The following is a 20359-nucleotide window of genomic DNA, read 5'->3' on the forward strand; positions in this document are numbered from 1 at the left end:
CATGCTGACCGCAAAGGGCCGCCTGGCCGGGGTGATCGGCTGGCCGGTCGGGCATTCCCGCTCGCCGCAGCTGCATGGCCATTGGCTGGCGCGCCACGGCATCGACGGCGCCTATGTGCCGCTGGCGGTGGCGCCGGACCGGCTGGAGGCGGCGCTGCGCGGCCTCCCTGCGCTCGGCTTCCGCGGCTGCAACGTCACCGTGCCGCACAAGGAGGCGGCGATGGCCCTGGTCGATGAGCTCGACCCGCTGGCCCGCCGCATCGCCGCGGTCAACACCATCGTGGTGCGCGAGGATGGCAGCCTGTTCGGCACCAACACCGACGGCTTCGGCTTCCTGGCCAACCTGCAAGCGGGGGCGCCGGCATGGTCGGCCGGGCAGGGGCCGGCGGTGGTGATCGGCGCCGGCGGTGCTTCGCGCGCCATCATCGTCGCCCTGACCGATGCCGGCGCGCCGGAGATCCGGCTGGCCAACCGCACCCGCGCCCGGGCCGAGAAGCTGGCGGCCGAGCTGGGCGGGCCGATCACCGTGATCGACTGGGCCGATCGCGCTGCGGCGCTGGACGGCGCCGCCCTGCTGGTCAACACCACCACCGAGGGCATGCAGGGACACGCCGCGCTGGACCTGCCGCTCGATGCGCTGCCGCGGGCGGCGCTGGTCAACGACATCGTCTATGTCCCGCTGGAGACGCCGCTGCTGGCGGCGGCGCGGGCCCGCGGCCATCAGGTGGTCGACGGCATCGGCATGCTGCTGCACCAGGCGCGGCCGGGCTTCGAGGCCTGGTTCGGGGTGGCGCCGGCGGTCGATGCCGCGCTGCGGGCCGCGGTGCTGGGACCGGGACAGGGCTGATGCGGATCCTGGGCCTGACCGGCTCGATCGGCATGGGCAAGTCCACGGCGGCGGCGATGTTCCGACGCGACGGCATCGCCGTGCACGACGCCGACGCGGTGGTGCATGACCTGCTGCGCCGTGGCGGGGCGGCAGTGCCGGCGGTGGAAGCGGCCTTCCCCGGGGTGGTGCGCGACGGCGCGGTCGACCGGCGGGCGCTGGGGGCGCAGGTGTTCGGCGACCCGGCAGCGCTGCGCCGGCTGGAGGCGATCCTGCACCCGCTGGTGCGCCGCCGGCTGCGCCGCTTCCTGCGGCAGGCCGGGCGGCGCGGCGACGCGCTGGTGGTGCTCGACATCCCGCTGCTGTTCGAGACCGGGGGCGAGCGCTTCTGCGACGGCGTCGCCGTGGTCAGCGCGCCGCGGCTGCTGCAGCGTCAGCGGGTGCTGGCGCGGCCGGGGATGACGACCGAGAAATTCGCCGCCATCCTGGCGGCACAGATGCCGGACCGTGATAAACAGCGGCGGGCGGATTGGGTGGTGCCGACCGGCCTCGGCCGCAGGGCGTCGCGGCTCGCCCTCCGGGCGGTGCGGCGCCAGGCTTTGGCCCGGCCGGGGCGGCGCTGGCGGCCCTCGATGGCCCTCGATCAACGTGGGAATATGGTGTGATGCGCGAGATCGTTCTGGACACCGAAACCACCGGCTTCCATGCGCTGGGCGGCGACCGCCTGGTCGAGATCGGCGGGGTCGAGATGATCAACCACGTCCCGACCGGTGCGTCCTACCACGTCTACATCAACCCGGAGCGGCTGGTGCCGATGGAGGCGCAGCGGGTGCACGGGCTGACCGACGAGTTCCTGGCGGACAAGCCGGTCTTCGCCGAGGTGGTGGACGGCTTCCTCGAATTCATCGGCGACGCCCAGCTGGTGATCCACAACGCCGATTTCGACATGAGCTTCCTGAACGCGGAGCTCGGCCGGCTCGGGCTGAAGCCGATCCCGATGGTGCGGGCGACCGACACGCTGGCGATCGCCCGCCGGCGCTTCCCCGGCGCCCAGGCCTCGCTCGACGCCCTGTGCCGGCGCTTCGGCATCGACAATTCCGGCCGCACCCTGCACGGCGCGCTGCTCGATGCGCAGCTGCTGGCCGAGGTCTGGCTGGAGATGTGCGGCGGGCGCGAGCCCGGCCTGGCCATCAGCACCTCGGTCGAGATCACCGAGACCACGATCACGATCGAGCGCGTCGCCCGCCCGCCGCGGCCGCACGCCCCGACCGAAGCGGAGCTGGCAGCCCATCTCGCCTTCATCCAGGGCCTGGCCGACCCGATGTGGCTGAAGGAAGGCTGAGGGGAAGGGGCAGCTCCCGGCACCCCCGGCCCAAAGCAAAAAGGCCCCGCCGGAGCGGGGCCTTTCAGCACACGGGCGAAGCCGCGTGTCAGTTCACGGTCGGCTGCGGCTGGCCCTCGGCCTCCGAGCGGGCGCGCAGGGCGGCCAGCTGGCGGCGGAACAGCTCGGTGAAGTCGATCGGCTGGATCAGCAGCGGCGGGAAGCCGCCGTTGCGCGTCGCCTCGGCGATGACCGACCGGGCGAAGGGGAACAGCAGGCGCGGCGCTTCGATCAGCAGCAGCGGTGCGGTCTGCTCCTTGGTGACGTTGGCCAGGGCGACCACGCCGCCATAGCTCAGCTCGCACAGGAAGGTCGCGGCGTCGCCGGTCTTGGCCTCGGCCTTGATGTGCAGCACCACCTCGAAGGCGTTGTCGGCCAGCTGCTGGGTGCGGACGTCGACATTGACGGTCACCTGCGGCGGCGTGGCGGCCTGGGTCAGGCTGCGCGGCGCGTTCGGGTTCTCGAAGGACAGGTCCTTCACATACTGCGCCGAAATCTGCAGCGACGGCTGCAGTTGCTGCGCCGCGTCGGGCTGCTGGTTGACGTCCGACATGAAAATCTCCCTGAAACTCGGGCGGGGAGCTCTGACTGGGCTCCTGCCGGCGAAAAGACGGCGTCTCGCTAGCACGGAACCCGCAGCCGGGACAACCGGGGTTGGGCAGGGGACCCGGCTCGGTCGGTGACCCCGGCGCGACTACTTGTCGTCGCCGCGGTGCGACCCGCGGTCCTCTCCCCAGCGCGACTGCTCGATCCGCGGCAGCGAGGGATCGGCGGCGTTGGGGTCGACCTCGGTGTAGTCGGCGTCGATCACCGGGCCGCCGGGGCCCCGTGCCCCGGGGCCGCGGGCGCCGGGCCAGACGGTGAAGCCGCCGCGGCGCTTGGCCTGGGCTCCCAGCCAGCGGATCACGAAGCGCCGCACCGGCGGCAGCAGCAGCGGTAGGGCGAAGGCGTCGCTGAGGAATCCGGGGAAGATCAGCAGCAGCGCCGCCAGCACCAGCAGTGCTGCATGCGCCACCGGCTCGGCCGGCGGCTCGCCCCGGCTCAGCGCCGACTGCATCTCGCGCAGGGCCAGCAGCCCCTGGCGCTTGAGCAGGATCGACCCGATCACGCCGATGGCCACGAACAGCAGCAGGGTGACTGCAACGCCCAGCCAGCGGCCGACCAGGATGAAGACGGTGATCTCGGCCAGGACCGGGACAAGAAGCAGCAGGGCGAGCAGCGGCATGAGTTTCCCTTGCCGTTTGGGGGTCGGCGGCCTATCTGTCGGGGAGCAGGCGTCGTTCCTGATCCGCGCATCTTGGCCCGGAAGGCCGTCCGCCGGTTTGGTCGTCGGACGGGCCGACAACAGAGGTAATGTCGCGCGGCGCCCGGGTCCAGAGCGACGCATTCGCCCAGGCAGGGCGCGCGACAGGTGAAGGGACCGATGGGCGAAGGCTCTTTCCTCGATATTCTGGTTCTGGCGGCGATCGCCGGATTCCTGATTCTGCGGCTGCGCAGCGTGCTCGGCCGCCGCACGGGGACCGAGCAGCGGCGTCCGAATCCGCTCGCCACCCAGCAGCAGCCCCCGGCGCGGCCGGAGCCGCGGTCGCCCGACCGCGCCCCCGACAACGTCGTGGCCATGCCGGACCGTCCGCGCGGCGCCGCCAACGGCGATGGCGGGATGGCCAACGGCCTGACCCAGATCAAGATCGCCGACCGCAGCTTCAGCGAAAGCAGCTTCGCCGGCGGTGCCCGCGCCGCCTTCAAGATGATCGTCGAGGCCTTCGCCCGCGGCGACACCGCGACACTGCGGCCGCTCTTGTCCGACGAGCTCTACGACGAATTCAGCGAGGCGATCCGCGAGCGCCTGGCCGCCGGCCACACGCTCGAGGAGACGGTGGAATCGGTCGACCGGGCCGAGATCATCGACGCCCGCATGGACGGGCGCACCGCCTTCGTCACCATCCGCATCGGCTCGCGTCAGAAGACGGTGCTGCACGACGCCGACGGCACGGTGATCGACGGCAACCCCGACCAGACGGTCGAGGTCACCGACATCTGGACCTTCTCGCGCAACACTCGCGCCACCGACCCGAACTGGGCGCTGGTCGAGACCCGCGAATCCCACTGAGCCGGGTATGACGGCCGCCCCAACCCGCCAGCGCCCGGGATGCGGCCGTCCGGTCAAGGACTCCGACCGCTGATCCGGCATGGCCAGACCCCGAAAACCGAGCGAGGAAGAGCGCCGACTCTGGCGTCTCGTGATGCAGGACGTCGTGCCGTTGCGGCCGCTCGCGCCGGCGCCGCCACCACCTGCGCCCGAGGCGGCGTCCCCGCCGCCGCAGCCTAAGCCCGCTCCGCCGTCGGCCCGCACGCCGGCCGCCGCGGCGCCGAAGCCGAACCCGGCCGCGGTACCGCCGAAGCGCCTGCGCTCCGGCGACCTCACCGGCATCGACGGCCACCGCGCCGACCGGCTCCGCCGCGGCAAGCAGGAGATCGAGGGCCGGCTCGACCTGCACGGCATGCGCCAGATCGAGGCGCATGACGCGCTGATCGGCTTCGTCGCCACGGCCCAGCGGGCGGGCAAGAAGACGCTGCTGGTGATCACCGGCAAGGGCAGCTTCTCCGGCGGCGACAGTGTGCTGCGAGCGAATGTGCCGGTCTGGCTCAACGAGGCGCCGCTGCGCGCCAAGATCCTCGCCGTCACCCCCGCCCATCCCAAGGATGGCGGCTCCGGCGCGCTCTACGTCATCCTGAAGAAGCGGCGGGAGGGCTGACCTGCGTCGCGGCGGGATCCGCCGCCTGACCGAACTCCGCCAGCACCCAGTCCCGCACCGCCGCCACCGGCTCGCTCTCCGGGCCCGGGCGGCGCAGCAGGTGGAAGCCCATGCCCTCGATCGCCGGGCCGAAGGGCTGCACCAGGGTGCCGTTGGCCAGCTCCTCCGCCACCAGGGTCAGGCTCAGCAGGCCGACGCCGTGCCCGGCCGCCACCGCCTGGATGGCGTGGCTCTCGTCGCTGCAATGCAGCGCGCCGGCCGATGGCTCGAGCAGCCCGGCCGCCGCGAACCAGCGCGGCCAGCTCGGCTTGTCCGGATGGGCGACGCGCCATTCGAAATGCACCAGGCGGTGGCCGGCCAGCTGCTCCGGCGCGGTCAGCCCCAGGCTGGGATGCGCCACCGGTGCCATGCGGTCGGTGCCCAGCGGCTGCGACCGCAGGCCGGGATAGAGGCCGCTGCCGTAGCGGATGGCCAGGTCGGCGGTGCCGGCGGCCAGGTCCACTGGCTCGTCGGCGGCCAGCAGGCGCAGCACGATGTCCGGCCGGCGCTGCTGCAGCGACGCCATCCGCGGCACCAGCCGCCGGGCGGTGAAGGCGCGGGTGGCGGTCAGGGTGACCGCGCGGGGCCGGGCCTCGGCCGACAGCCCGTCGAGGGTGCGGGCGAAGGCGTCGAAGCCGTCGCGCAGCACCGGATACAGGCGCTGCGCCGCATCGGTCATCGCCACCTGCCGGGTCCGCCGCTCGAACAGCCGCAGGCCGAGCGTCTCCTCCAGCAGGCGGATCTGATGGCTGACCGCGGTCGGGGTCACCAGCAGCTCTTCGGCCGCGCGCTTGAAGCTGAGATGGCGGGCGGCCGCCTCGAAGGCGCGCAGGGCGGCGAGCGGCGGCAGGCGGCGCATGGCCTCTCCAGCAGATGAATTCACCTCAGCCATAAGATGAGGGATTCGCCTTTGCCGGCAAGCCCGAAAGCGCACATTTCCTGGGGCGAAGACAGTCCGGAGTTCGCGCCATGACCACGATCCTGCACATCGATGCCAGCGCCCGCCTTGGCCGCTCGCACAGCCGCCGCCTGTCCGCCCGCTTCGTCGAGAGCTGGCTGGCCCGGCGCCCGCACGACACGGTGATCCGCCGCGATGTCGGCCTGGCGCCGCCGCCGCCCGTCACCGAAGCCTGGATCGCTGCGGCCTTCACCAGGCCCGAGCGCCGGACCGACGAGATGCGCGCCACCCTCGCGGTCAGCGACGCGCTGGTGGATGAGCTGGAGCGCGCCGACCTGATCGTGGCCGGGGTGCCGATGTACAATTTCGGCCTGCCGGCGGGGATGAAGGCCTGGGTCGACAACATCGTCCGGGTCGGCCGCACCTTCGGCTTCGACCGCAGCCGCCCGGGCGAACCCTACTGGCCGATGCTGGCCGGCAAGCGGCTGGTCACGCTCGGCGCCCGCGGCGACTGGGGCTACGGGCCGGGGGAGAGGCTGGAAGCCCTCAACCATGTCGAGCCGCATCTGCGCACGGTGTTCCGCTATATCGGCATCACCGACGCCATCGCCATCGCCGCCGAATACGACGAATTCGCCGATGAGCGGATCGAAGCCTCGATGCGCGCGGCCGAAGCGGCGGTCGACCGGCTGGTGGTACGGATGACGGAAGGGGCCGAGGCGGCCTGATCCCACGGGCTGACGCCGCCGACGCGAGAGTTTCACGTGCCCGTCATCCAGCCGTCATCGCCCGTCCCCACTCTCTCGCCGCTTTCGAGATCGAGAAGGGGGACCCCATGCATCCGTTCCGTCGTGCCGCCGCTTCGCTGGCCGCCCTAGCCATCGCCTTGTCCGCCGCCGGTGCCCTGGCGGGCGACGCCCCGGCCCCGGCCGCCTACCCTGCGGTGGTGGCTGGCCATGCCGTGCTGCCGGCGATGACCTTCGCCGTGCCGCCGGCCGATGCCCCGGCGATGTTCGCCACTTCGGGCAAGTTCGCCGGCCCGACCCTGGCCCGCATCGACCGGCCGTTCAGCGTCATGGGCACCACCGGCTCCGGCAACGCCGTGCGCGAGACCGGGCTGACCTTCCCCTTCGTCGGCCAGGCGGTGCAGGGCTTCAGCGGCATCAAGCCGCTCGGCAACGGCGAATATGTCGTGCTGACCGACAACGGCTTCGGGTCCAAGGCCAATTCCGCGGACGCGATGCTGATGGTGCACCGGATAAAGCCGGACTGGCAGACCGGCCGGGTCGCGGTGCTGAACACCCTGTTCCTGAGCGACCCGGACAAGAAGGTCCCGTTCCGGATCGTCACCGAGCCGACCAGGGAGCGCTATCTCACCGGCGCCGATTTCGACATCGAATCGATCCAGCCGGTCGGCGACCATTTCTGGTTCGGCGACGAGCTGGGGCCGTTCCTGATCGAGACCGACGCCGCCGGCCGGGTGCTGACCGTGGTCGACACGGTGGCCGACGGCAAGCCGGTGCGGTCGCCCGACAACCCCTACATCACCATGCCGGGCGCCCCTGGCCCGGTCGCCTTCGAATCGCGGCGCAGCAAGGGCTTCGAGGGCATGGCCGCCTCCGAGGACGGCAAGACCCTGTACCCGCTGCTGGAAGGCGGGCTGTGGGATGCGGCCAAGGGCGCGCCGGAAACCGACGCCCAGGGCCATGAACTGCTGCGCATCTTCGAGTTCGACGTCGCGTCGAAGAAATTCACCGGCAAGAGCTGGAAGTACCGGCTCGAGGCCAACGGCAACTCGATCGGCGACTTCAACCTGATCGGCGGCACCCGCGGCCTGATCATCGAGCGCGACCAGGGCGAGGGCGACGCCGCCCGCGCCTGCCAGGGCGACCCGAAGCCGGATTGCTTCGCCACCCCCGCCAAGCTGAAGCGCGTCTTCCTGGTCGACCTGTCCCAGGCCGATGCGGACGGCGTGCTGCGCAAGATCGGCTCGATCGACCTGCTGGCGATGAAGGACCCCGACCACAAGGCGCGCCAGGGAGGGCGTGGCGGCATGCTCAGCTTCCCCTTCGTCACCATCGAGAACGTGGCCCGGGTCGATGCCGACCACATCATCGTCGCCAACGACAACAACCTGCCCTTCTCCTCCGGCCGCGCCGTCGACCGGCAGGACGACAACGAGTTCGTCCTGCTGACCGTGCCGGAGCTGCTGAACGGGAAGTAAGACCTCCGAGGCCTCGCTCCTTTCCACTCTCCCCCTCCCCCAGCCCCCTCCCGCGAGGGGAGGGGGAGGATCTCTCCGCGGCGCGGGGAGAGGTGACACGACGAGTCAGCCCCGACGGCTACAGGATGAACTTGCTCAGATCGGCGTTCCGGGTGAGCGCACCCACCTTCTCCTGGACGTAAGCCGCGTCGATCCGAACCGTCTCGCCGGAGCGGTCGGAGGCGGTGAAGCTAACCTTAGCCGTTCCAGCACCGTGTGCTGCCCGCGGAATCTCAGTCCTCGACGAACCGCCAGCCCCGATCGCCCGCGCCCGCTTCGATCCGGCCGGTCCGGCTGACATGGCTGCCGGTGACCAGCCAGCCGTGCCGGGCCGCCTCTTCCAGCAGGACGCGGCGGCTCTGCACGGCCTGCGCCGGATCGAGGTCGTAGGTCAGGCCGACCTCCGGGTCCTCGATCTGCGGATCGCCGAGATGGATGGCGTCGGCCCAGATCAGCAGGCTGTCGCGGCCCTCGCCGATGCGATAGCCGCTCTGCCCGGGCGTGTGGCCGGGCAGCGGCACGGCTTCGATATCCGGCAGGCCCTCGACCGGCCCCGGGGCGATGGTCCGGACGCGGCCGGCATAGGCCCGGGCCAGGTCGGCGGCGGTCTTGAAGTTGCCGCGCCGGGCCGGCGGGAAGGTCTCGGCCACGGCCGGGTCGCCGTAGAAGGCGAGGTCCCGCTCCGGAATCAGGATCTCCGCCCGCGGCAGCCAGGCCCGGTCGCCGTCGAGCAGGCCCAGCGCGTGGTCGCCATGCAGATGGGTCAGCAGCACGCGGTCGACCTGTTCGGGCCGCACGCCGGCCGCCGCCAGGGCCGCGCGCGCCTTGCCCAGCATCGGGCCCCAATGGTCGCCCGTGCCGGCATCGATCAGCGTGACGCCGTTCGGCCCGGTCAGCAGATAGCAGTTCACGTCGATGCTGATCTTGTCGCCCGGCCAGCTATCGACCAGCCGCCGTGTGGCGTCCTCGCCGGCGGCGTGGCTCAGCACGGTCTTCGGCGCCTCGAAGATGCCGTCGAGCAGCACGGTGAGATCATAGGCGCCGAAGCGCCTGGCAGCAGCGGACATGTCGATCTCTCCTGGCAGAAGGACTGCTTGCCCGCTCGGGCCCGTCCCGTCACCGCCCAGGCTAACCGGGCGATGACGACGAGTGGAAGGCGCGGAGACCGATGGTCAGCTATTACAGGATGAACTTGCTCAGATCGGCGTTGCGGGTCAGCGCACCCACCTTCTCCTGGACATAGGCGGCGTCGATCCGCACCGTCTCGCCCGAGCGGTCGGAGGCGGTGAAGCTGACCTCGTCCAGCAGCCGCTCCAGCACCGTGTGCAGCCGGCGGGCGCCGATGTTCTCGACCGCGCGGTTGACCTCCGCGGCCAGGTCGGCCAGGGCGTCGATGGCGTCGTCGGTGAAGTCCAGCGTCACCTCTTCGGTGCCCAGGAGCGCGGTGTACTGCTTGACCAGGCTGTGCTCCGGCTCGGTCAGGATGCGGCGGAAATCGTCGCGGGTCAGGGCCTGCAGCTCGACCCGGATCGGCAGGCGGCCCTGCAGCTCCGGCAGCAGGTCGGACGGCTTGGCCAGCTGGAACGCGCCGGAGGCGATGAACAGGATGTAGTCGGTGCGCACCGTGCCGTATTTGGTCGCCACCTGGGTGCCTTCGATCAGCGGCAGCAGGTCGCGCTGCACGCCCTCGCGGCTGACATCGGCGCCGCCGCGCTCCGACCGCGCCGTGATCTTGTCGATCTCGTCGAGGAAGACGATGCCGTTCTGCTCGACCAGGTGGATGGCCTCGGCGGTCACCTTCTCCTGGTCCAGCAGCTTGTCCGACTCCTCGGCCATCAGCACGACATGGCTTTCCTGCACGCTCAGCCGGCGCGGCTTGGTGCGGTTGCCGAAGGCCTTGCCGAACATGTCGTTGAGGTTGAGCATCCCCATCTGGGCGCCCGGCATGCCTGGAATGTCGAAGGTCGGCATCCCGCCGCCGGAATCGGCAACCTGGATCTCGATCTCGCGGTCGTTCAGCTGGCCTTCGCGCAGCATCTTGCGGAACTTCTGCCGGGTCTCGGCCGAGGCGTTGTCGCCCACCAGCGCGTCCAGCACCCGCTCCTCGGCGCGGATCTCGGCCTTGGCCGCGACCTCCTTGCGCAGGCTCTCGCGGGTCATCTTGATCGCGATCTCCAAGAGGTCGCGGATGATCTGCTCGACATCGCGGCCGACATAGCCGACCTCGGTGAACTTGGTCGCCTCGACCTTCAGGAACGGGGCGTTGGCCAGCTTCGCCAGGCGGCGGGCGATCTCAGTCTTGCCGACGCCGGTCGGCCCGATCATCAGGATGTTCTTCGGCAGCACCTCCTCGCGCAGCGCCTCGGGCAGCTGCTGGCGGCGCCAGCGGTTGCGCAGCGCAATGGCGACGGCGCGCTTGGCGTCGTGCTGGCCGACGATGAAGCGGTCGAGCTCGGAGACGATCTCGCGCGGGCTGAAATTGGCGGTGTCGGTCATGAATGGTCCTTCGCGGCTCGGGCCTCGGTGCGGAAGGCGGGCAGGGCCGCGATCACAGGCTTTCCAGCGTGACGTTGTGGTTGGTGTAGATGCAGATGTCGCCGGCGATCTTCATCGCCTTGCGCGCCACCGTCTCGGCATCCATCTCGGCATTCTCGAATAGGGCGCGGGCGGCGGCCAGGGCGAAGGGCCCGCCGGAGCCGATGCCGATCAGCCCGTCATCCGGCTCCAGCACGTCGCCGGTGCCGGTCAGGATCAGCGAGACCCGGGCGTCGCACACCGCCATCATCGCCTCCAGCCGGCGCAGATAGCGGTCGGTGCGCCAGTCCTTGGCCAGCTCGACGCAGGCGCGGGCCAGCTGGCCCGGGTGCTTCTCCAGCTTGGCCTCCAGCCGCTCGAACAGGGCCATGGCGTCGGCGGTCGCCCCGGCGAAGCCGGCGATGACGCTGCCGTCGCCCAGGCGCCGCACCTTGCGGGCGGTGCCCTTCATCACGGTGTTGCCGGCGGTGACCTGACCGTCGCCGGCGATGACGACATGGCCGTTTTTGCGCACGGCGAGGATGGTGGTGCCGTGCCAGGCGGCACTCTCGGAAGACGACATGCAAATTTCCGGAACGCTAGGGGTCATGAACGGGCCGTCCGGCCCGCTCCGCCTAGATTGGACTGTCCGGCGGAGGGATCAAGTCTCGTGGCTTCTCCAAGGGCCCGTGGCTATTGGTCCGGCGGCTTCAGTCCGGCTTTCCGTTCGGCCAAGGCCAGCGCCAGGTCGCGGGCGCCATGAAACACGGCGAGGATCGTCACCACGTCGGCGGAGGCCTGGTAGACGACCAGATACGGCAGCCCGGTGACGGTCAGTTCGCGCGTGTCGGGCAGGCGGCCGGCGCGGCCGATCTCGGGAAAGCGGGCCAATCGCTCGGTGGCGGCGACGATGGCGCGATAGACCCGTTCGGCCGCCGCCGGGTTGTCCAGGGCGATATAGTCGATGATGCTGTCGAGATCGCGCTCCGCCGGCTCGGCGAAGACCAGCCGCATCAGCGCGACCAGCCGTGCTTCGCGGCGATGCCGGCCAACACATCCGCAGCCGGCCGCACTCGGCCTTCACGCGCCGCGGCAAGGCCTTCCTCGATACGTTCGACCTGCCAGGCATTCGTCTCCAGATACTGCCGCAGGGCCTGGTTGACGATGTAGTTGCGCGACCGGTCCGTGGCCGCGGCCAGGGCGTCGATCCCGTCGACCGTTTCCTTCGTGGTGCGGATGGTGATGGGCTCGGTGGGGCGGGCTTGGCTCATCTGTGATCCCTTGTGTTCACATGTAACCATATGGTGAAGCCGGCCCTGCCGGAAAGGGCTTTCCCTGCTCGCCGCCTGCAGGCCCCCTGCGGTCCCGGCATGGCTCGGCGGCTGGTGGTGCGCCGGGGTTCCTGATAAGACACGAGGCATGGACGGAACCGCATCCAAACCAACGCCAAAAAGCCCGGCCCGCAAGGCTGCGGCCGCGCCGGCGACCGCCAGCCGCCCGGCCCTCGCCAGTGTGGCCCCGCCCGCCCGCTCGGCCACGGTCGACCGCGCCACCCGCGAGACCCGGATCAGCGCCACGGTCGATCTCGACGGCACCGGCCGGTCCGACATCCGGACCGGCATCGGCTTCCTCGACCACATGCTCGACCAGCTGGCCCGGCACGGGCTGTTCGATCTGACGGTGCGGGCCGAGGGCGATCTCCATATCGACTTCCATCACACCACCGAGGATGTCGGCATCACCCTGGGCCAGGCCTTCGCCAAGGCCCTGGGCGACCGCCGCGGCATCCAGCGCTACGGCGAGGCGCATGTGCCGATGGACGAGGCGCTATCGCGCGTCGCCGTCGACATCTCGGCCCGGCCCTATCTGGTGTGGGATGTCCGTTTCACCCGCGACAAGCTGGGCGAGATGGACACCGAGCTGTTCCGCGAATGGTTCCACGCCTTCGCCCAGAACGCCGGGCTGACGCTGCATGTCGCCAACCTCTACGGCGAGAACAACCACCACATCGTCGAAAGCTGCTTCAAGGCGCTGGCGCGGGCCCTGCGCGCCGCCACCGCCATCGACAGCCGCCGCCCGGACGCCGTGCCCTCGACCAAGGGCACGCTCGGCGGCAGCCTCTGACACCGGGAACCGGCCCATGACCATCGCCGTGATCGACTACGGCTCCGGCAACCTCCGCTCGGCCGCCAAGGCGCTGGAGCGCGTCGCCGCCGAACGCGGCGTGCCGCAGGAGATCGTCGTCACCGCCGATGCCGAGATCGTGCGCCGGGCCGACCGGCTGGTGCTGCCCGGCGTCGGCGCCTTCGGCGCCTGCAGCGATGCGCTGGCGGCGCTGCCGGGCCTGCGCGAGGTGCTGGAGCAGCGGGTGCGCAAGGATGGCGTTCCCTTCCTCGGCATCTGCGTCGGGATGCAGGTGATGGCCGGCGTCGGCCATGAGCATGGCGACTTCCTCGGCCTCGACTGGGTGCATGGCGCGGTGGTGCCGCTGGCCCCGGCCGACCCGGACTTGGTGGTGCCGCAGATGGGCTGGAACACCCTGGCGGTGGGCGAGGCGCATCCGGTGCTGGACGGGCTCGACGGCCAGGACGTCTACTTCGCCCATTCCTACGTCATGGTCCCGGCCGACCCCGCCGATGTGCTGGCGACGGTCGACTATGGCGGCGCCCAGACCGCCGCGGTCGGGTCCGGCAACTGGATTGGCGTTCAGTTCCACCCGGAGAAGAGCCAGGCGGCCGGGCTGCGGCTCTTGGGCAATTTCGTGACCTGGACGCCATGAACGACACGTCAGCCTCGGCGCCCGCCGTCTCGGTCGGCCGGCTGGAGCGGTTCCTCAGCAGCGACCTGGACGACCTGTGCGACGCCGCCGACCTCGCCATCCTCGAGGGCGGCGGCTTCGGCTGGGTCGCCCCGCCGCCGCGCGAGACCATGGAGCGCTACTGGGGCGGCGTCGTCGCCATGCCGGGCCGCCACCTGTTCGTCGGCCGGCTCGATGAGGTGGTCGCCGGCGCGATCCAGCTGGTCGAACCGCCGGTCAACAACGAGGCGCAGGCCTTCGCCGCCACCCTGACCGGCATCTTCGTCGCCCCCTGGGCCCGCGGCCACGGCCTGGCCCGGATGCTGGTGGAGGCGGGCGAGGCGGAGGCGCGGGCGCGCGGCTACGGCCTGCTGTCCCTCGACGTGCGCGACACCCAGGCTGCGGCGATCCGTCTCTTCGAAAGCCTCGGATTCATCCGCTGGGCGACAAATCCGTATTATGCTCGTGTGGGCGGCCGCCTGATCGGCGGCTGCTACTTCCACAAACCATTGATTCCGCTGACCGGGCCGACACCATGATCCTCTACCCCGCCATCGACCTGAAGGATGGACACTGCGTCCGGCTCGTCCGCGGCGAGATGAGCGAAGCCACGGTCTTCAACCTCGACCCTGCCGAACAGGCGAAGGCCTTCGCCGAGCAGGGCTTCAGCTGGATCCATGTGGTCGACCTCAACGGCGCCATCGCCGGCCGGCCGGCCAATGCCGAGGCGATCGGCGCCATCCTCAAGGCGACCTCGCTGCCGGTGCAGCTGGGCGGCGGCATCCGCGACCTCGAGCGGATCGAGTTCTGGATCGAGCGCGGCGTGGCGCGGGTGGTGCTCGGCACCGTCGCGGTGCGCGACCCCGATCTGGTGCGCGAGGCCTGCCGCCGCTGGCCCGGCCGGATCGCGGTCGGCATCGACGCGCGGGAAGGTTTCGTCGCCATCGAGGGCTGGGTCAAGACCTCGACCGTCAAGGCGCTCGACCTGGCGCTGCGCTTCGAGGATTCCGGCGTCGCCGCGATCATCTACACCGACATCAACCGCGACGGCGCCATGGGGGGGCTGAACGTCGAGGCCACCGCCGACCTCGCCTTCGCCCTGACCACCCCGGTGATCGCCTCCGGCGGCGCCTCCTCGCTCGACGACCTCCGGGTGATCAAGCGCGAGGAGAAATCGGGCATCGCCGGCGTGATCTGCGGCCGAGCCCTCTATGATGGCCGGATCGACCCGAAGCAGGCGCTGGCCATCCTGTCCGGCCCCCAAACCGTCCAACTCGGCCCCGTGGAGGCCTGAGCCATGCTGAAGGTCCGGGTCATCCCCTGCCTCGACGTCAAGGACGGCCGGGTGGTCAAGGGCGTGAACTTCGAGAACCTGGTCGATGCCGGCGACCCGGTGGAGCAGGCGCGGCACTATGATCGCGAGGGCGCCGACGAGCTGGTCTATCTCGACATCGCCGCGACCCATGAGAACCGCGGCGTGCTGTTCGACGTGGTCCGCCGCACGGCGGAGCAGGTGTTCATGCCGCTGACCGTCGGCGGCGGGGTGCGTGCGGTCGAGGATGTCCGCGAGCTGCTGCTGGCCGGGGCCGACAAGGTCTCGATCAACTCCGCCGCCGTGGCCCGGCCGGAGCTGGTGTCCGAGGCCGCGATCCAGTTCGGCCGGCAATGCGTGGTGGTCGCGATCGACGCCAAGCAGGTTTCATCAGGCAATTGGGAGATCTTCACCCATGGCGGGCGCCGCGGCACCGGCATTGACGCGGTGGAATGGGCCGACCGCATGGGCGCGATCGGCGCCGGCGAGCTCCTGGTCACCTCGATGGACCGCGACGGCACCAAGGAGGGCTTCGACCTGGAGCTGCTGCAAGCGATCCGCAAGGTCGTCAGCATCCCGGTGATCGCCTCGGGCGGGGTCGGCACGCTCGACCACCTCGCCGACGGCGCTCTGGTCGGCGGCGCCACCGGCCTGCTCGCCGCCTCGATCTTCCATTTCGGCACCTATTCGATCGCCCAGGCCAAGCAGCGCCTGGCCGAGGCCGGGCTGCCGGTGCGGCCGATATGACAGGCGTGCCCGACGCGGCGGCGGCCGATGCCCGGGTGCTCGACCGGCTGTTCGCCGTGATCCGGTCGCGCCAGGGCGCCGACCCGGCGACCAGCTACACCGCCAAGCTCTTCGCGCGCGGCCGGCCGAAGATCGCGCAGAAGCTGGGCGAGGAGGCGGTCGAGACCGTGATCGAGGCGATGCGCGGCGACAAGGCGGCCATCGCTTCGGAAAGCGCCGATCTGCTGTATCATCTGCTGGTGCTGTGGGCGGATGCCGGGGTGGCGCCCGCGGCGGTGTGGGCGGCGCTGGCGGGGCGCGAGGGGATCGGCGGGCTCGCGGAAAAAGCGTCGCGACCGACGGAATGACGGCCGTCGGCCGTGCTGGACGGCATCGTTGCGGGCCGTCCACGTCATGAGGCCGGCCGTCCTGGTCTTTTTCCAGTTGTCGATCGCGTGCGGCGCGCGCGGAATTTCGCCGTGATTCGCCCGCACAGAGGGACCGGTGAAGAGGACGAAGAATGGCCTATGATCCCGGCAACGTGTTCGCCCGCATCCTGCGCGGCGAGCTGCCTTGCAAGAAGGCCTACGAGGACGAGCATGTCCTGGCCTTCCACGACATCAGCCCGCGGGCGCCGGTGCATGTGCTGGTGATCCCGAAGGGCGCTTATGTCTCGATGGACGACTTCTCGGACCGGGCCAGCGATGCCGAGATCGCGGCGCTGACCCGGGCGGTCGGGCGGATCGCCCGTGACCTCGGCCTGGCCCAGCCCGGCTACCGCATCCTGTCGAACATCGGCGGCGACGGGCACCAGGAGGTGCCGCACCTCCACATCCACATCTTCGGCGGCCGCCCGCTCGGCCGCATGCTGGATCCCGCCATCGCCCCATGACCGTGCCGGTCCCCGCCGACACCGACGTCGCGGCGGCGCCCCAGCGCGCCGGGCGGCGCAAGCGCACCATCACCTTGGCGCGGACGCTGGCCGTCGCCATCGGCGGCCTGGTGGCGATCGCGGTCGCGGCGGTGCTGGCGATCTACTGGACCACCGCGGCGCGCACCACCTTCGACCTGCTGACCACCCAGGCCGAAATCGGTGTTGCCTCGGTCGAGGCGCAGCTGCGGCAGCATCTCGAGCCGGTGTCGAACGCGCTGGGCAGCCTGGCCCTGATGCTGCAGCAGGACCGGCTCGACGCCGACGACGCCAGCCGGTTCTCGACCATACTGACCGGCGCGCTGGCGGCGTCGCCCCAGGTCAACTCGATCGCCTACCTGACCGAGGACATGCATGTCCGCGGCGTGTCGCGCCAGCCGGACGGCACCTACTACAGCTTCGACAACAAGGACGACAGCGACCGCGGCCGCGAGGCGCTGGCCGAGGCGGCCGGCAAGGTCGGATCCTATTGGGGCGAGATCCTGTATCTCGGCGACGGGCCGCACGCCACGGTGCTGAACCTGCGCCAGCCGGTGCGGCGCGATGGCCAGCTGGTCGGCGTGATGTTCGCGGTGGTGACGGTCCAGGACCTGTCGAAATTCCTGGCGCGGGTGTCCAGCGACCCGTCGCAGGTGCCCTTCATCCTCTATGGCGACGACCGGGTCCTGGCCCATCCGCGCATGGCCGCCGACCCGCCGCCCGCCTCGGTGGCGGAACCGCTGCCGCGGCTGGACCAGATCGGCGACGACCTGCTGGCGGCGCTGTGGACCAAGGGCACGCCGGTCACCGTGCGCAACCCGCGGGTGCGGATCCGCGAGGTCGAGATGGGCGACAAGGACGAGATCTTCCTCTACCGCAAGATCTACGGCTTCGGCCCGACCCCCCTGACCCTCGGCATCCATGTGCCGGGCGACGCGGTCGGGGCCGAGGTCCAGCGCGTGTTCCGGGCCGGGCTGGCCGGCCTGGCGGTGATGGTGCTGGCGATCGTCGTCGGCGTCTTCGTCGGCCGCATGATCGCGCGGCCGGTGCGCGCCTTCTCCGACCAGGCGCGGGCGGTCGGGACGCTCGATTTCGGCAAGCTGAAGCCGCTGCCCGGCAGCGTGTTCAAGGAGCTGAACGAGGGCGCCCAGGCCTTCAACACCATGCTGGTGGGGCTGCGCTGGCTCGAGACCTACGTCCCGAAAAGCCTGGTGCGACGGCTGATCGTCAAGGGTGACGGCGAGGACGTGGTCTCGATCGAACGCATCCTGACCGTGATGTTCACCGACATCGCCAATTTCAGCGGCGCGGCGGAACGGCTGCCGGCGGCGCGGATCGCGGCCTATCTCAACGAGCATTTCGCCTTGCTGGGGCGCTGCGTCGAGGCCGAGGGCGGGACCATCGACAAGTTCATCGGCGACTGCCTGATGGCGTTCTGGGGCGCACCGGAGAAGATGAAGGACCATGCCCCGCGGGCGGCCCGGGCGGCGCTGGCCATCGCCGCGGCGATGCGGGCCGAGAACGACCGCCGGGCCGCCGTCGGCCGGCCGCGGCTGCGGCTGCGCATCGGCCTGCACAGCGGCCCGGTCGTGGTCGGCAACATCGGCGCGCCGGGGCGCACCAACTACACCATCGTCGGCGACACCGTGAACATCGGCAACCGGCTGGAGCAGCTGGGCAAGGTGCTGTCGCGCGACGACGACACCACGATCCTGATCAGCGCCGAGACCGCGGCGCTGCTGGGTCCGGAATTCGTGATGGAAAGCCTGGGCCCCCGCCGCGTCCGCGGCCGCCACGGCGAGGTCGAGATCTTCCGCCTGACCGGCCTGAAGCCCGCGGCCTGAGAGCCGGACTCTCACACACCGCCACGCTTCGCACCGCATTTCCGCCACCTTGCCACCGTCTGATCGGGTTCAGCCAGGGAGGGGGAACAACCATGTCATCTGCACGCGATCTCGGGATGGGCCGCAACATCACCCGGCGGGACTTTCTCGACGGTGTCGCCCTGACGGTGGGCGCCGCGGCGCTGGGCGGGTCGGTCACCCGCAGCGCCTTCGCAGCCGCGCCCGCCGCCGCCTATCCGCCGAAGCTGACCGGCCTGCGCGGCCATCACGAAGGCTCCTACAACGTCATGCATTCGGTGCGCGACGGCACCTTCTGGGGCAAGGCCGGGGCGCCGGAGGCGACCGGCGAGCGCTATGACCTGGTGGTGGTCGGCGGCGGCATCTCGGGCCTCGCCGCCGCGCTCCAGTACCGCAAGCAGGCCGGGGCGGGCGCCCGCATCCTGGTGCTGGAGAACCACGACGATTTCGGCGGCCACGCCAAGCGCAACGAATTCACCACCGCCGGCGGCCGCACCATCATCGGCTATGGCGGGTCGCAGTCGCTGCAGACGCCCAGCTATTTCAGCCCGGCGGTGAACGCGCTCCTGGCCGATATCGGCATCGAGCCGAAGCGGTTCGAGGGCTATTACGACCAGGGCTGGGCCGAGAAGCGCGAGCTGTCCCGCGCCGTGTTCTTCGGCAAGGAGACGTTCGGCGCCGACGCGCTGGTCAAGCAGGCCGATAAGGCCGCCGACTGGGTGCCGCAGACGCCGCTGACCGACAAGGCCAAGCAGGACCTGATCGCCCTGATCGACGAACCCGGCGACTACCTGCCCGGCCTGTCGCGGGCGGAGAAGCTGGACCGGCTGTCGAAGACCACCTACGCCAGGTTCCTGACCGACCTGGTCAAGGCCGACCCGCAGCTGGTCGCCTATTTCCAGGGCTCGACCGAAGGCTATTTCGGCATCGGCATCGACGGCGCCACCTGCCTCGACGCCTGGGCCAACGGCAATCCCGGCTTCGACGGGATGGATCTGGGCGAAGGCGTCTATCCGACCATGAGCCCCAGCGGCCGGCTGGTCCGCACCGATCCGGACGAATACATCTACCATTTCCCCGACGGCAACGCCGGGGTGGCCCGGGCGCTGGTGCGGGCGCTGGTCCCCGCCGCGGTGCCGGGCAGCACGATGGAGGACCTGGTCCTCGCCCAGGCCGATTACGGCAAGCTGGACGTCGACGGCCAGCCGGCGCGGATCCGGCTGGGTTCGACCGTGGTGCGGGTGAAGCACCAGGGCGACCCGGCCTCGGCCAAGTCGGTCGAGATCGCCTATGTCCAGGGCGGCAAGCTGCGCACGGTCGAGGCCGGCCATGTCGTGCTGGCCTGCTGGCACCGGGTGATCCCGTTCCTGACCGACGAGCTGCCGGCCGCCCAGGTCACCGCGCTGCAGGACCAGCAGAAGGTGCCGCTGATCTACACCAACGTGCTGATCCGGAACTGGACCGCCTTCGCCAAGCTCGGCATCGAGGGCTTCGATTCGCCGGGCCATTTCTGGTCGGGGGCGGAGATCGACTACCCCGTCACCATGGGCGGCTACAGCTTCGCCGACAAGCCGGAGGACCCGGTGCTGCTGCACCTCAGCAAGATGCCGCTGCAGCCCGGCCTGTCGACGCGCGAGCAGTCGCTGGCTGGCCGCATCCAGCTGACCCAGCTGACCTTCGAGGAGATGGAGCGCGAGATCCGCGACCTGCTCGGCCGGGCCCTGTCCGGCGGCGGCTTCGACCCGGCGCGCGACATCGAGGCGATCACCGCCAACCGCTGGTCGCATGGCTATGCCTATGAGTACATGCGGCCGTGGGACAGCTTCTGGCCGGATGGGCCGCTGCCGATCCAGACCTCGCGCAAGCCCTGGGGCCGGATCGCCATCGCCAATTCCGACGCCGGCGCCTACGCCTATGCTCATTCGGCGATCGACCAGGCGACGCGGGCGGTGCGCGAACTGCTCGGCACCCCCGACGGCGCCCCAGCCTTCGCCGACTTCCCCGGGCCGCCGCGCGACAAGCTCGGGCTGTAAAGGAGCCAATCCCCCTCCGTCATCGCGAGCGCAGCGACGCAA

General features: G+C 70.8%; 24 protein-coding genes. 16 read left to right on the forward strand and 8 right to left on the reverse strand.

Features of this window, described 5'->3' with window-relative positions; all coding sequences use genetic code 11:
- Nucleotide 1: 1 nt before the first annotated feature.
- From E9232_RS30960 to dnaQ, 3 genes are read left to right on the forward strand one after another with little or no spacing between them, the layout of a single operon-like run.
- Nucleotides 2–847 carry a shikimate dehydrogenase gene (locus tag E9232_RS30960; protein ID WP_309800866.1) on the forward strand — a complete coding sequence of 282 codons (846 nt, stop codon included), beginning with the start codon at nucleotides 2–4 and terminating at the stop codon, nucleotides 845–847.
- Complete coding sequence (gene coaE / locus E9232_RS30965) at nucleotides 847–1491, forward strand: dephospho-CoA kinase (protein ID WP_309800867.1); 645 nt, start codon at nucleotides 847–849, stop codon at nucleotides 1489–1491. Before E9232_RS30960 ends, coaE begins: the two co-directional genes overlap by 1 nt.
- Nucleotides 1491–2168: a DNA polymerase III subunit epsilon gene (dnaQ, locus tag E9232_RS30970; RefSeq protein WP_309800869.1), complete on the forward strand. Its 678-nt coding sequence runs from the start codon at nucleotides 1491–1493 to the stop codon at nucleotides 2166–2168. Before coaE ends, dnaQ begins: the two co-directional genes overlap by 1 nt.
- 88 nt (nucleotides 2169–2256) lie before the next feature.
- On the opposite strand, the gene secB is transcribed toward dnaQ, so the two are convergent.
- Nucleotides 2257–2760 (reverse strand): protein-export chaperone SecB, encoded by a 504-nt coding sequence (secB, locus tag E9232_RS30975; RefSeq protein WP_309800871.1) that lies wholly within the window; start codon nucleotides 2758–2760, stop codon nucleotides 2257–2259.
- Nucleotides 2761–2901: 141 nt separating this feature from the next.
- The gene (locus tag E9232_RS30980; RefSeq protein WP_309800873.1) at nucleotides 2902–3432 is read right to left on the reverse strand and encodes an FxsA family protein; all 531 of its coding nucleotides are present in this window, start codon (nucleotides 3430–3432) and stop codon (nucleotides 2902–2904) included.
- A gap of 198 nt (nucleotides 3433–3630) precedes the next feature.
- On the opposite strand from E9232_RS30980, the gene E9232_RS30985 reads away from it, so the two are divergent.
- Both E9232_RS30985 and E9232_RS30990 read left to right on the forward strand, forming a co-directional pair.
- Complete coding sequence (locus E9232_RS30985; RefSeq protein ID WP_309800876.1) at nucleotides 3631–4317, forward strand: Tim44/TimA family putative adaptor protein; 687 nt, start codon at nucleotides 3631–3633, stop codon at nucleotides 4315–4317.
- Nucleotides 4318–4450: 133 nt separating this feature from the next.
- A complete protein-coding gene (locus E9232_RS30990) occupies nucleotides 4451–4963 on the forward strand; it encodes a Smr/MutS family protein (protein WP_309800878.1) in 513 nt (170 codons plus the stop codon).
- Here the strand turns inward: E9232_RS30990 and E9232_RS30995 are convergent.
- The gene (locus tag E9232_RS30995; RefSeq protein ID WP_309800879.1) at nucleotides 4935–5861 is read right to left on the reverse strand and encodes a LysR substrate-binding domain-containing protein; all 927 of its coding nucleotides are present in this window, start codon (nucleotides 5859–5861) and stop codon (nucleotides 4935–4937) included. The two genes, E9232_RS30990 and E9232_RS30995, sit on opposite strands and share 29 nt — an antisense overlap.
- Before the next feature lie 110 nt (nucleotides 5862–5971).
- Between E9232_RS30995 and E9232_RS31000 the strand changes: the two genes are divergently transcribed.
- Nucleotides 5972–6628: an FMN-dependent NADH-azoreductase gene (locus E9232_RS31000; RefSeq protein ID WP_309800880.1), complete on the forward strand. Its 657-nt coding sequence runs from the start codon at nucleotides 5972–5974 to the stop codon at nucleotides 6626–6628.
- A 107-nt stretch (nucleotides 6629–6735) separates the two neighbouring features.
- A complete protein-coding gene (locus E9232_RS31005; RefSeq protein ID WP_309800883.1) occupies nucleotides 6736–8124 on the forward strand; it encodes an esterase-like activity of phytase family protein in 1389 nt (462 codons plus the stop codon).
- A 272-nt stretch (nucleotides 8125–8396) separates the two neighbouring features.
- Here E9232_RS31005 and aidB read toward each other — a convergent pair whose 3' ends face one another.
- The 5 genes from aidB to E9232_RS31030 form a co-directional block, all read right to left on the reverse strand.
- On the reverse strand, nucleotides 8397–9230 hold the full coding sequence (aidB, locus tag E9232_RS31010; protein ID WP_309800885.1) for an AidB family quorum-quenching N-acyl homoserine lactonase: 834 nt from the start codon (nucleotides 9228–9230) through the stop codon (nucleotides 8397–8399).
- 112 nt (nucleotides 9231–9342) lie between these two features.
- A complete protein-coding gene (hslU, locus tag E9232_RS31015) occupies nucleotides 9343–10659 on the reverse strand; it encodes an ATP-dependent protease ATPase subunit HslU (RefSeq protein WP_309800887.1) in 1317 nt (438 codons plus the stop codon).
- A 52-nt stretch (nucleotides 10660–10711) separates the two neighbouring features.
- Entirely contained in the window at nucleotides 10712–11260 is a 549-nt protein-coding gene (gene hslV, locus E9232_RS31020) for an ATP-dependent protease subunit HslV (RefSeq protein WP_309800889.1), read from the reverse strand.
- Nucleotides 11261–11370: 110 nt separating this feature from the next.
- Nucleotides 11371–11691 (reverse strand): type II toxin-antitoxin system RelE/ParE family toxin, encoded by a 321-nt coding sequence (locus E9232_RS31025; RefSeq protein WP_309800891.1) that lies wholly within the window; start codon nucleotides 11689–11691, stop codon nucleotides 11371–11373.
- The gene (locus tag E9232_RS31030) at nucleotides 11691–11948 is read right to left on the reverse strand and encodes a CopG family ribbon-helix-helix protein (RefSeq protein ID WP_309800892.1); all 258 of its coding nucleotides are present in this window, start codon (nucleotides 11946–11948) and stop codon (nucleotides 11691–11693) included. Before E9232_RS31030 ends, E9232_RS31025 begins: the two co-directional genes overlap by 1 nt.
- Nucleotides 11949–12096: 148 nt before the next feature.
- On the opposite strand from E9232_RS31030, the gene hisB reads away from it, so the two are divergent.
- From hisB to E9232_RS31075, 9 genes are all read left to right on the forward strand, one after another.
- Entirely contained in the window at nucleotides 12097–12801 is a 705-nt protein-coding gene (gene hisB, locus E9232_RS31035) for an imidazoleglycerol-phosphate dehydratase HisB (protein WP_309800894.1), read from the forward strand.
- 16 nt (nucleotides 12802–12817) lie between these two features.
- On the forward strand, nucleotides 12818–13456 hold the full coding sequence (hisH, locus tag E9232_RS31040; RefSeq protein ID WP_309800896.1) for an imidazole glycerol phosphate synthase subunit HisH: 639 nt from the start codon (nucleotides 12818–12820) through the stop codon (nucleotides 13454–13456).
- Complete coding sequence (locus tag E9232_RS31045; protein ID WP_309800897.1) at nucleotides 13453–14013, forward strand: GNAT family N-acetyltransferase; 561 nt, start codon at nucleotides 13453–13455, stop codon at nucleotides 14011–14013. Before hisH ends, E9232_RS31045 begins: the two co-directional genes overlap by 4 nt.
- A complete protein-coding gene (hisA, locus tag E9232_RS31050; protein ID WP_309800899.1) occupies nucleotides 14010–14768 on the forward strand; it encodes a 1-(5-phosphoribosyl)-5-[(5-phosphoribosylamino)methylideneamino]imidazole-4-carboxamide isomerase in 759 nt (252 codons plus the stop codon). The genes E9232_RS31045 and hisA overlap by 4 nt, the downstream gene beginning before the upstream one ends.
- A gap of 3 nt (nucleotides 14769–14771) precedes the next feature.
- Nucleotides 14772–15533, forward strand: coding sequence for an imidazole glycerol phosphate synthase subunit HisF (gene hisF, locus E9232_RS31055; RefSeq protein WP_309800900.1), 762 nt, complete (start codon nucleotides 14772–14774; stop codon nucleotides 15531–15533).
- Complete coding sequence (locus E9232_RS31060; protein ID WP_309800902.1) at nucleotides 15530–15880, forward strand: phosphoribosyl-ATP diphosphatase; 351 nt, start codon at nucleotides 15530–15532, stop codon at nucleotides 15878–15880. Before hisF ends, E9232_RS31060 begins: the two co-directional genes overlap by 4 nt.
- Before the next feature lie 152 nt (nucleotides 15881–16032).
- Nucleotides 16033–16404, forward strand: coding sequence for a histidine triad nucleotide-binding protein (locus tag E9232_RS31065; protein WP_309800904.1), 372 nt, complete (start codon nucleotides 16033–16035; stop codon nucleotides 16402–16404).
- On the forward strand, nucleotides 16401–18266 hold the full coding sequence (locus E9232_RS31070; protein WP_309800906.1) for an adenylate/guanylate cyclase domain-containing protein: 1866 nt from the start codon (nucleotides 16401–16403) through the stop codon (nucleotides 18264–18266). The genes E9232_RS31065 and E9232_RS31070 overlap by 4 nt, the downstream gene beginning before the upstream one ends.
- 92 nt (nucleotides 18267–18358) lie before the next feature.
- Nucleotides 18359–20317 (forward strand): FAD-dependent oxidoreductase, encoded by a 1959-nt coding sequence (locus E9232_RS31075; protein WP_309800908.1) that lies wholly within the window; start codon nucleotides 18359–18361, stop codon nucleotides 20315–20317.
- Nucleotides 20318–20359 lie beyond the last annotated feature (42 nt).

Origin of the sequence: Inquilinus ginsengisoli (genome assembly GCF_031453975.1) — a bacterium.
Taxonomy (GTDB): Bacteria; Pseudomonadota; Alphaproteobacteria; order DSM-16000; family Inquilinaceae; genus Inquilinus; species Inquilinus ginsengisoli_A.

Bases quoted from the DNA above. Each gene is read 5' to 3' on its own strand.
- aidB (WP_309800885.1), bottom strand. From the start codon at position 9,230: ATGTCCGCTGCTGCCAGGCGCTTCGGCGCCTATGATCTCACCGTGCTG.
- E9232_RS30995 (WP_309800879.1), bottom strand. From the start codon at position 5,861: ATGCGCCGCCTGCCGCCGCTCGCCGCCCTGCGCGCCTTCGAGGCGGCC.
- E9232_RS30960 (WP_309800866.1), top strand. From the start codon at position 2: ATGCTGACCGCAAAGGGCCGCCTGGCCGGGGTGATCGGCTGGCCGGTC.
- hslU (WP_309800887.1), bottom strand. From the start codon at position 10,659: ATGACCGACACCGCCAATTTCAGCCCGCGCGAGATCGTCTCCGAGCTC.
- E9232_RS31000 (WP_309800880.1), top strand. From the start codon at position 5,972: ATGACCACGATCCTGCACATCGATGCCAGCGCCCGCCTTGGCCGCTCG.
- E9232_RS31070 (WP_309800906.1), top strand. From the start codon at position 16,401: ATGACCGTGCCGGTCCCCGCCGACACCGACGTCGCGGCGGCGCCCCAG.
- secB (WP_309800871.1), bottom strand. From the start codon at position 2,760: ATGTCGGACGTCAACCAGCAGCCCGACGCGGCGCAGCAACTGCAGCCG.
- E9232_RS31005 (WP_309800883.1), top strand. From the start codon at position 6,736: ATGCATCCGTTCCGTCGTGCCGCCGCTTCGCTGGCCGCCCTAGCCATC.
- E9232_RS31065 (WP_309800904.1), top strand. From the start codon at position 16,033: ATGGCCTATGATCCCGGCAACGTGTTCGCCCGCATCCTGCGCGGCGAG.
- hisF (WP_309800900.1), top strand. From the start codon at position 14,772: ATGCTGAAGGTCCGGGTCATCCCCTGCCTCGACGTCAAGGACGGCCGG.
- dnaQ (WP_309800869.1), top strand. From the start codon at position 1,491: ATGCGCGAGATCGTTCTGGACACCGAAACCACCGGCTTCCATGCGCTG.
- E9232_RS31025 (WP_309800891.1), bottom strand. From the start codon at position 11,691: ATGCGGCTGGTCTTCGCCGAGCCGGCGGAGCGCGATCTCGACAGCATC.
- E9232_RS30990 (WP_309800878.1), top strand. From the start codon at position 4,451: ATGCAGGACGTCGTGCCGTTGCGGCCGCTCGCGCCGGCGCCGCCACCA.
- hslV (WP_309800889.1), bottom strand. From the start codon at position 11,260: ATGTCGTCTTCCGAGAGTGCCGCCTGGCACGGCACCACCATCCTCGCC.
- E9232_RS31030 (WP_309800892.1), bottom strand. From the start codon at position 11,948: ATGAGCCAAGCCCGCCCCACCGAGCCCATCACCATCCGCACCACGAAG.
- hisH (WP_309800896.1), top strand. From the start codon at position 12,818: ATGACCATCGCCGTGATCGACTACGGCTCCGGCAACCTCCGCTCGGCC.
- E9232_RS31075 (WP_309800908.1), top strand. From the start codon at position 18,359: ATGTCATCTGCACGCGATCTCGGGATGGGCCGCAACATCACCCGGCGG.
- hisB (WP_309800894.1), top strand. From the start codon at position 12,097: ATGGACGGAACCGCATCCAAACCAACGCCAAAAAGCCCGGCCCGCAAG.
- E9232_RS31060 (WP_309800902.1), top strand. From the start codon at position 15,530: ATGACAGGCGTGCCCGACGCGGCGGCGGCCGATGCCCGGGTGCTCGAC.
- coaE (WP_309800867.1), top strand. From the start codon at position 847: ATGCGGATCCTGGGCCTGACCGGCTCGATCGGCATGGGCAAGTCCACG.
- E9232_RS30985 (WP_309800876.1), top strand. From the start codon at position 3,631: ATGGGCGAAGGCTCTTTCCTCGATATTCTGGTTCTGGCGGCGATCGCC.
- E9232_RS30980 (WP_309800873.1), bottom strand. From the start codon at position 3,432: ATGCCGCTGCTCGCCCTGCTGCTTCTTGTCCCGGTCCTGGCCGAGATC.
- E9232_RS31045 (WP_309800897.1), top strand. From the start codon at position 13,453: ATGAACGACACGTCAGCCTCGGCGCCCGCCGTCTCGGTCGGCCGGCTG.
- hisA (WP_309800899.1), top strand. From the start codon at position 14,010: ATGATCCTCTACCCCGCCATCGACCTGAAGGATGGACACTGCGTCCGG.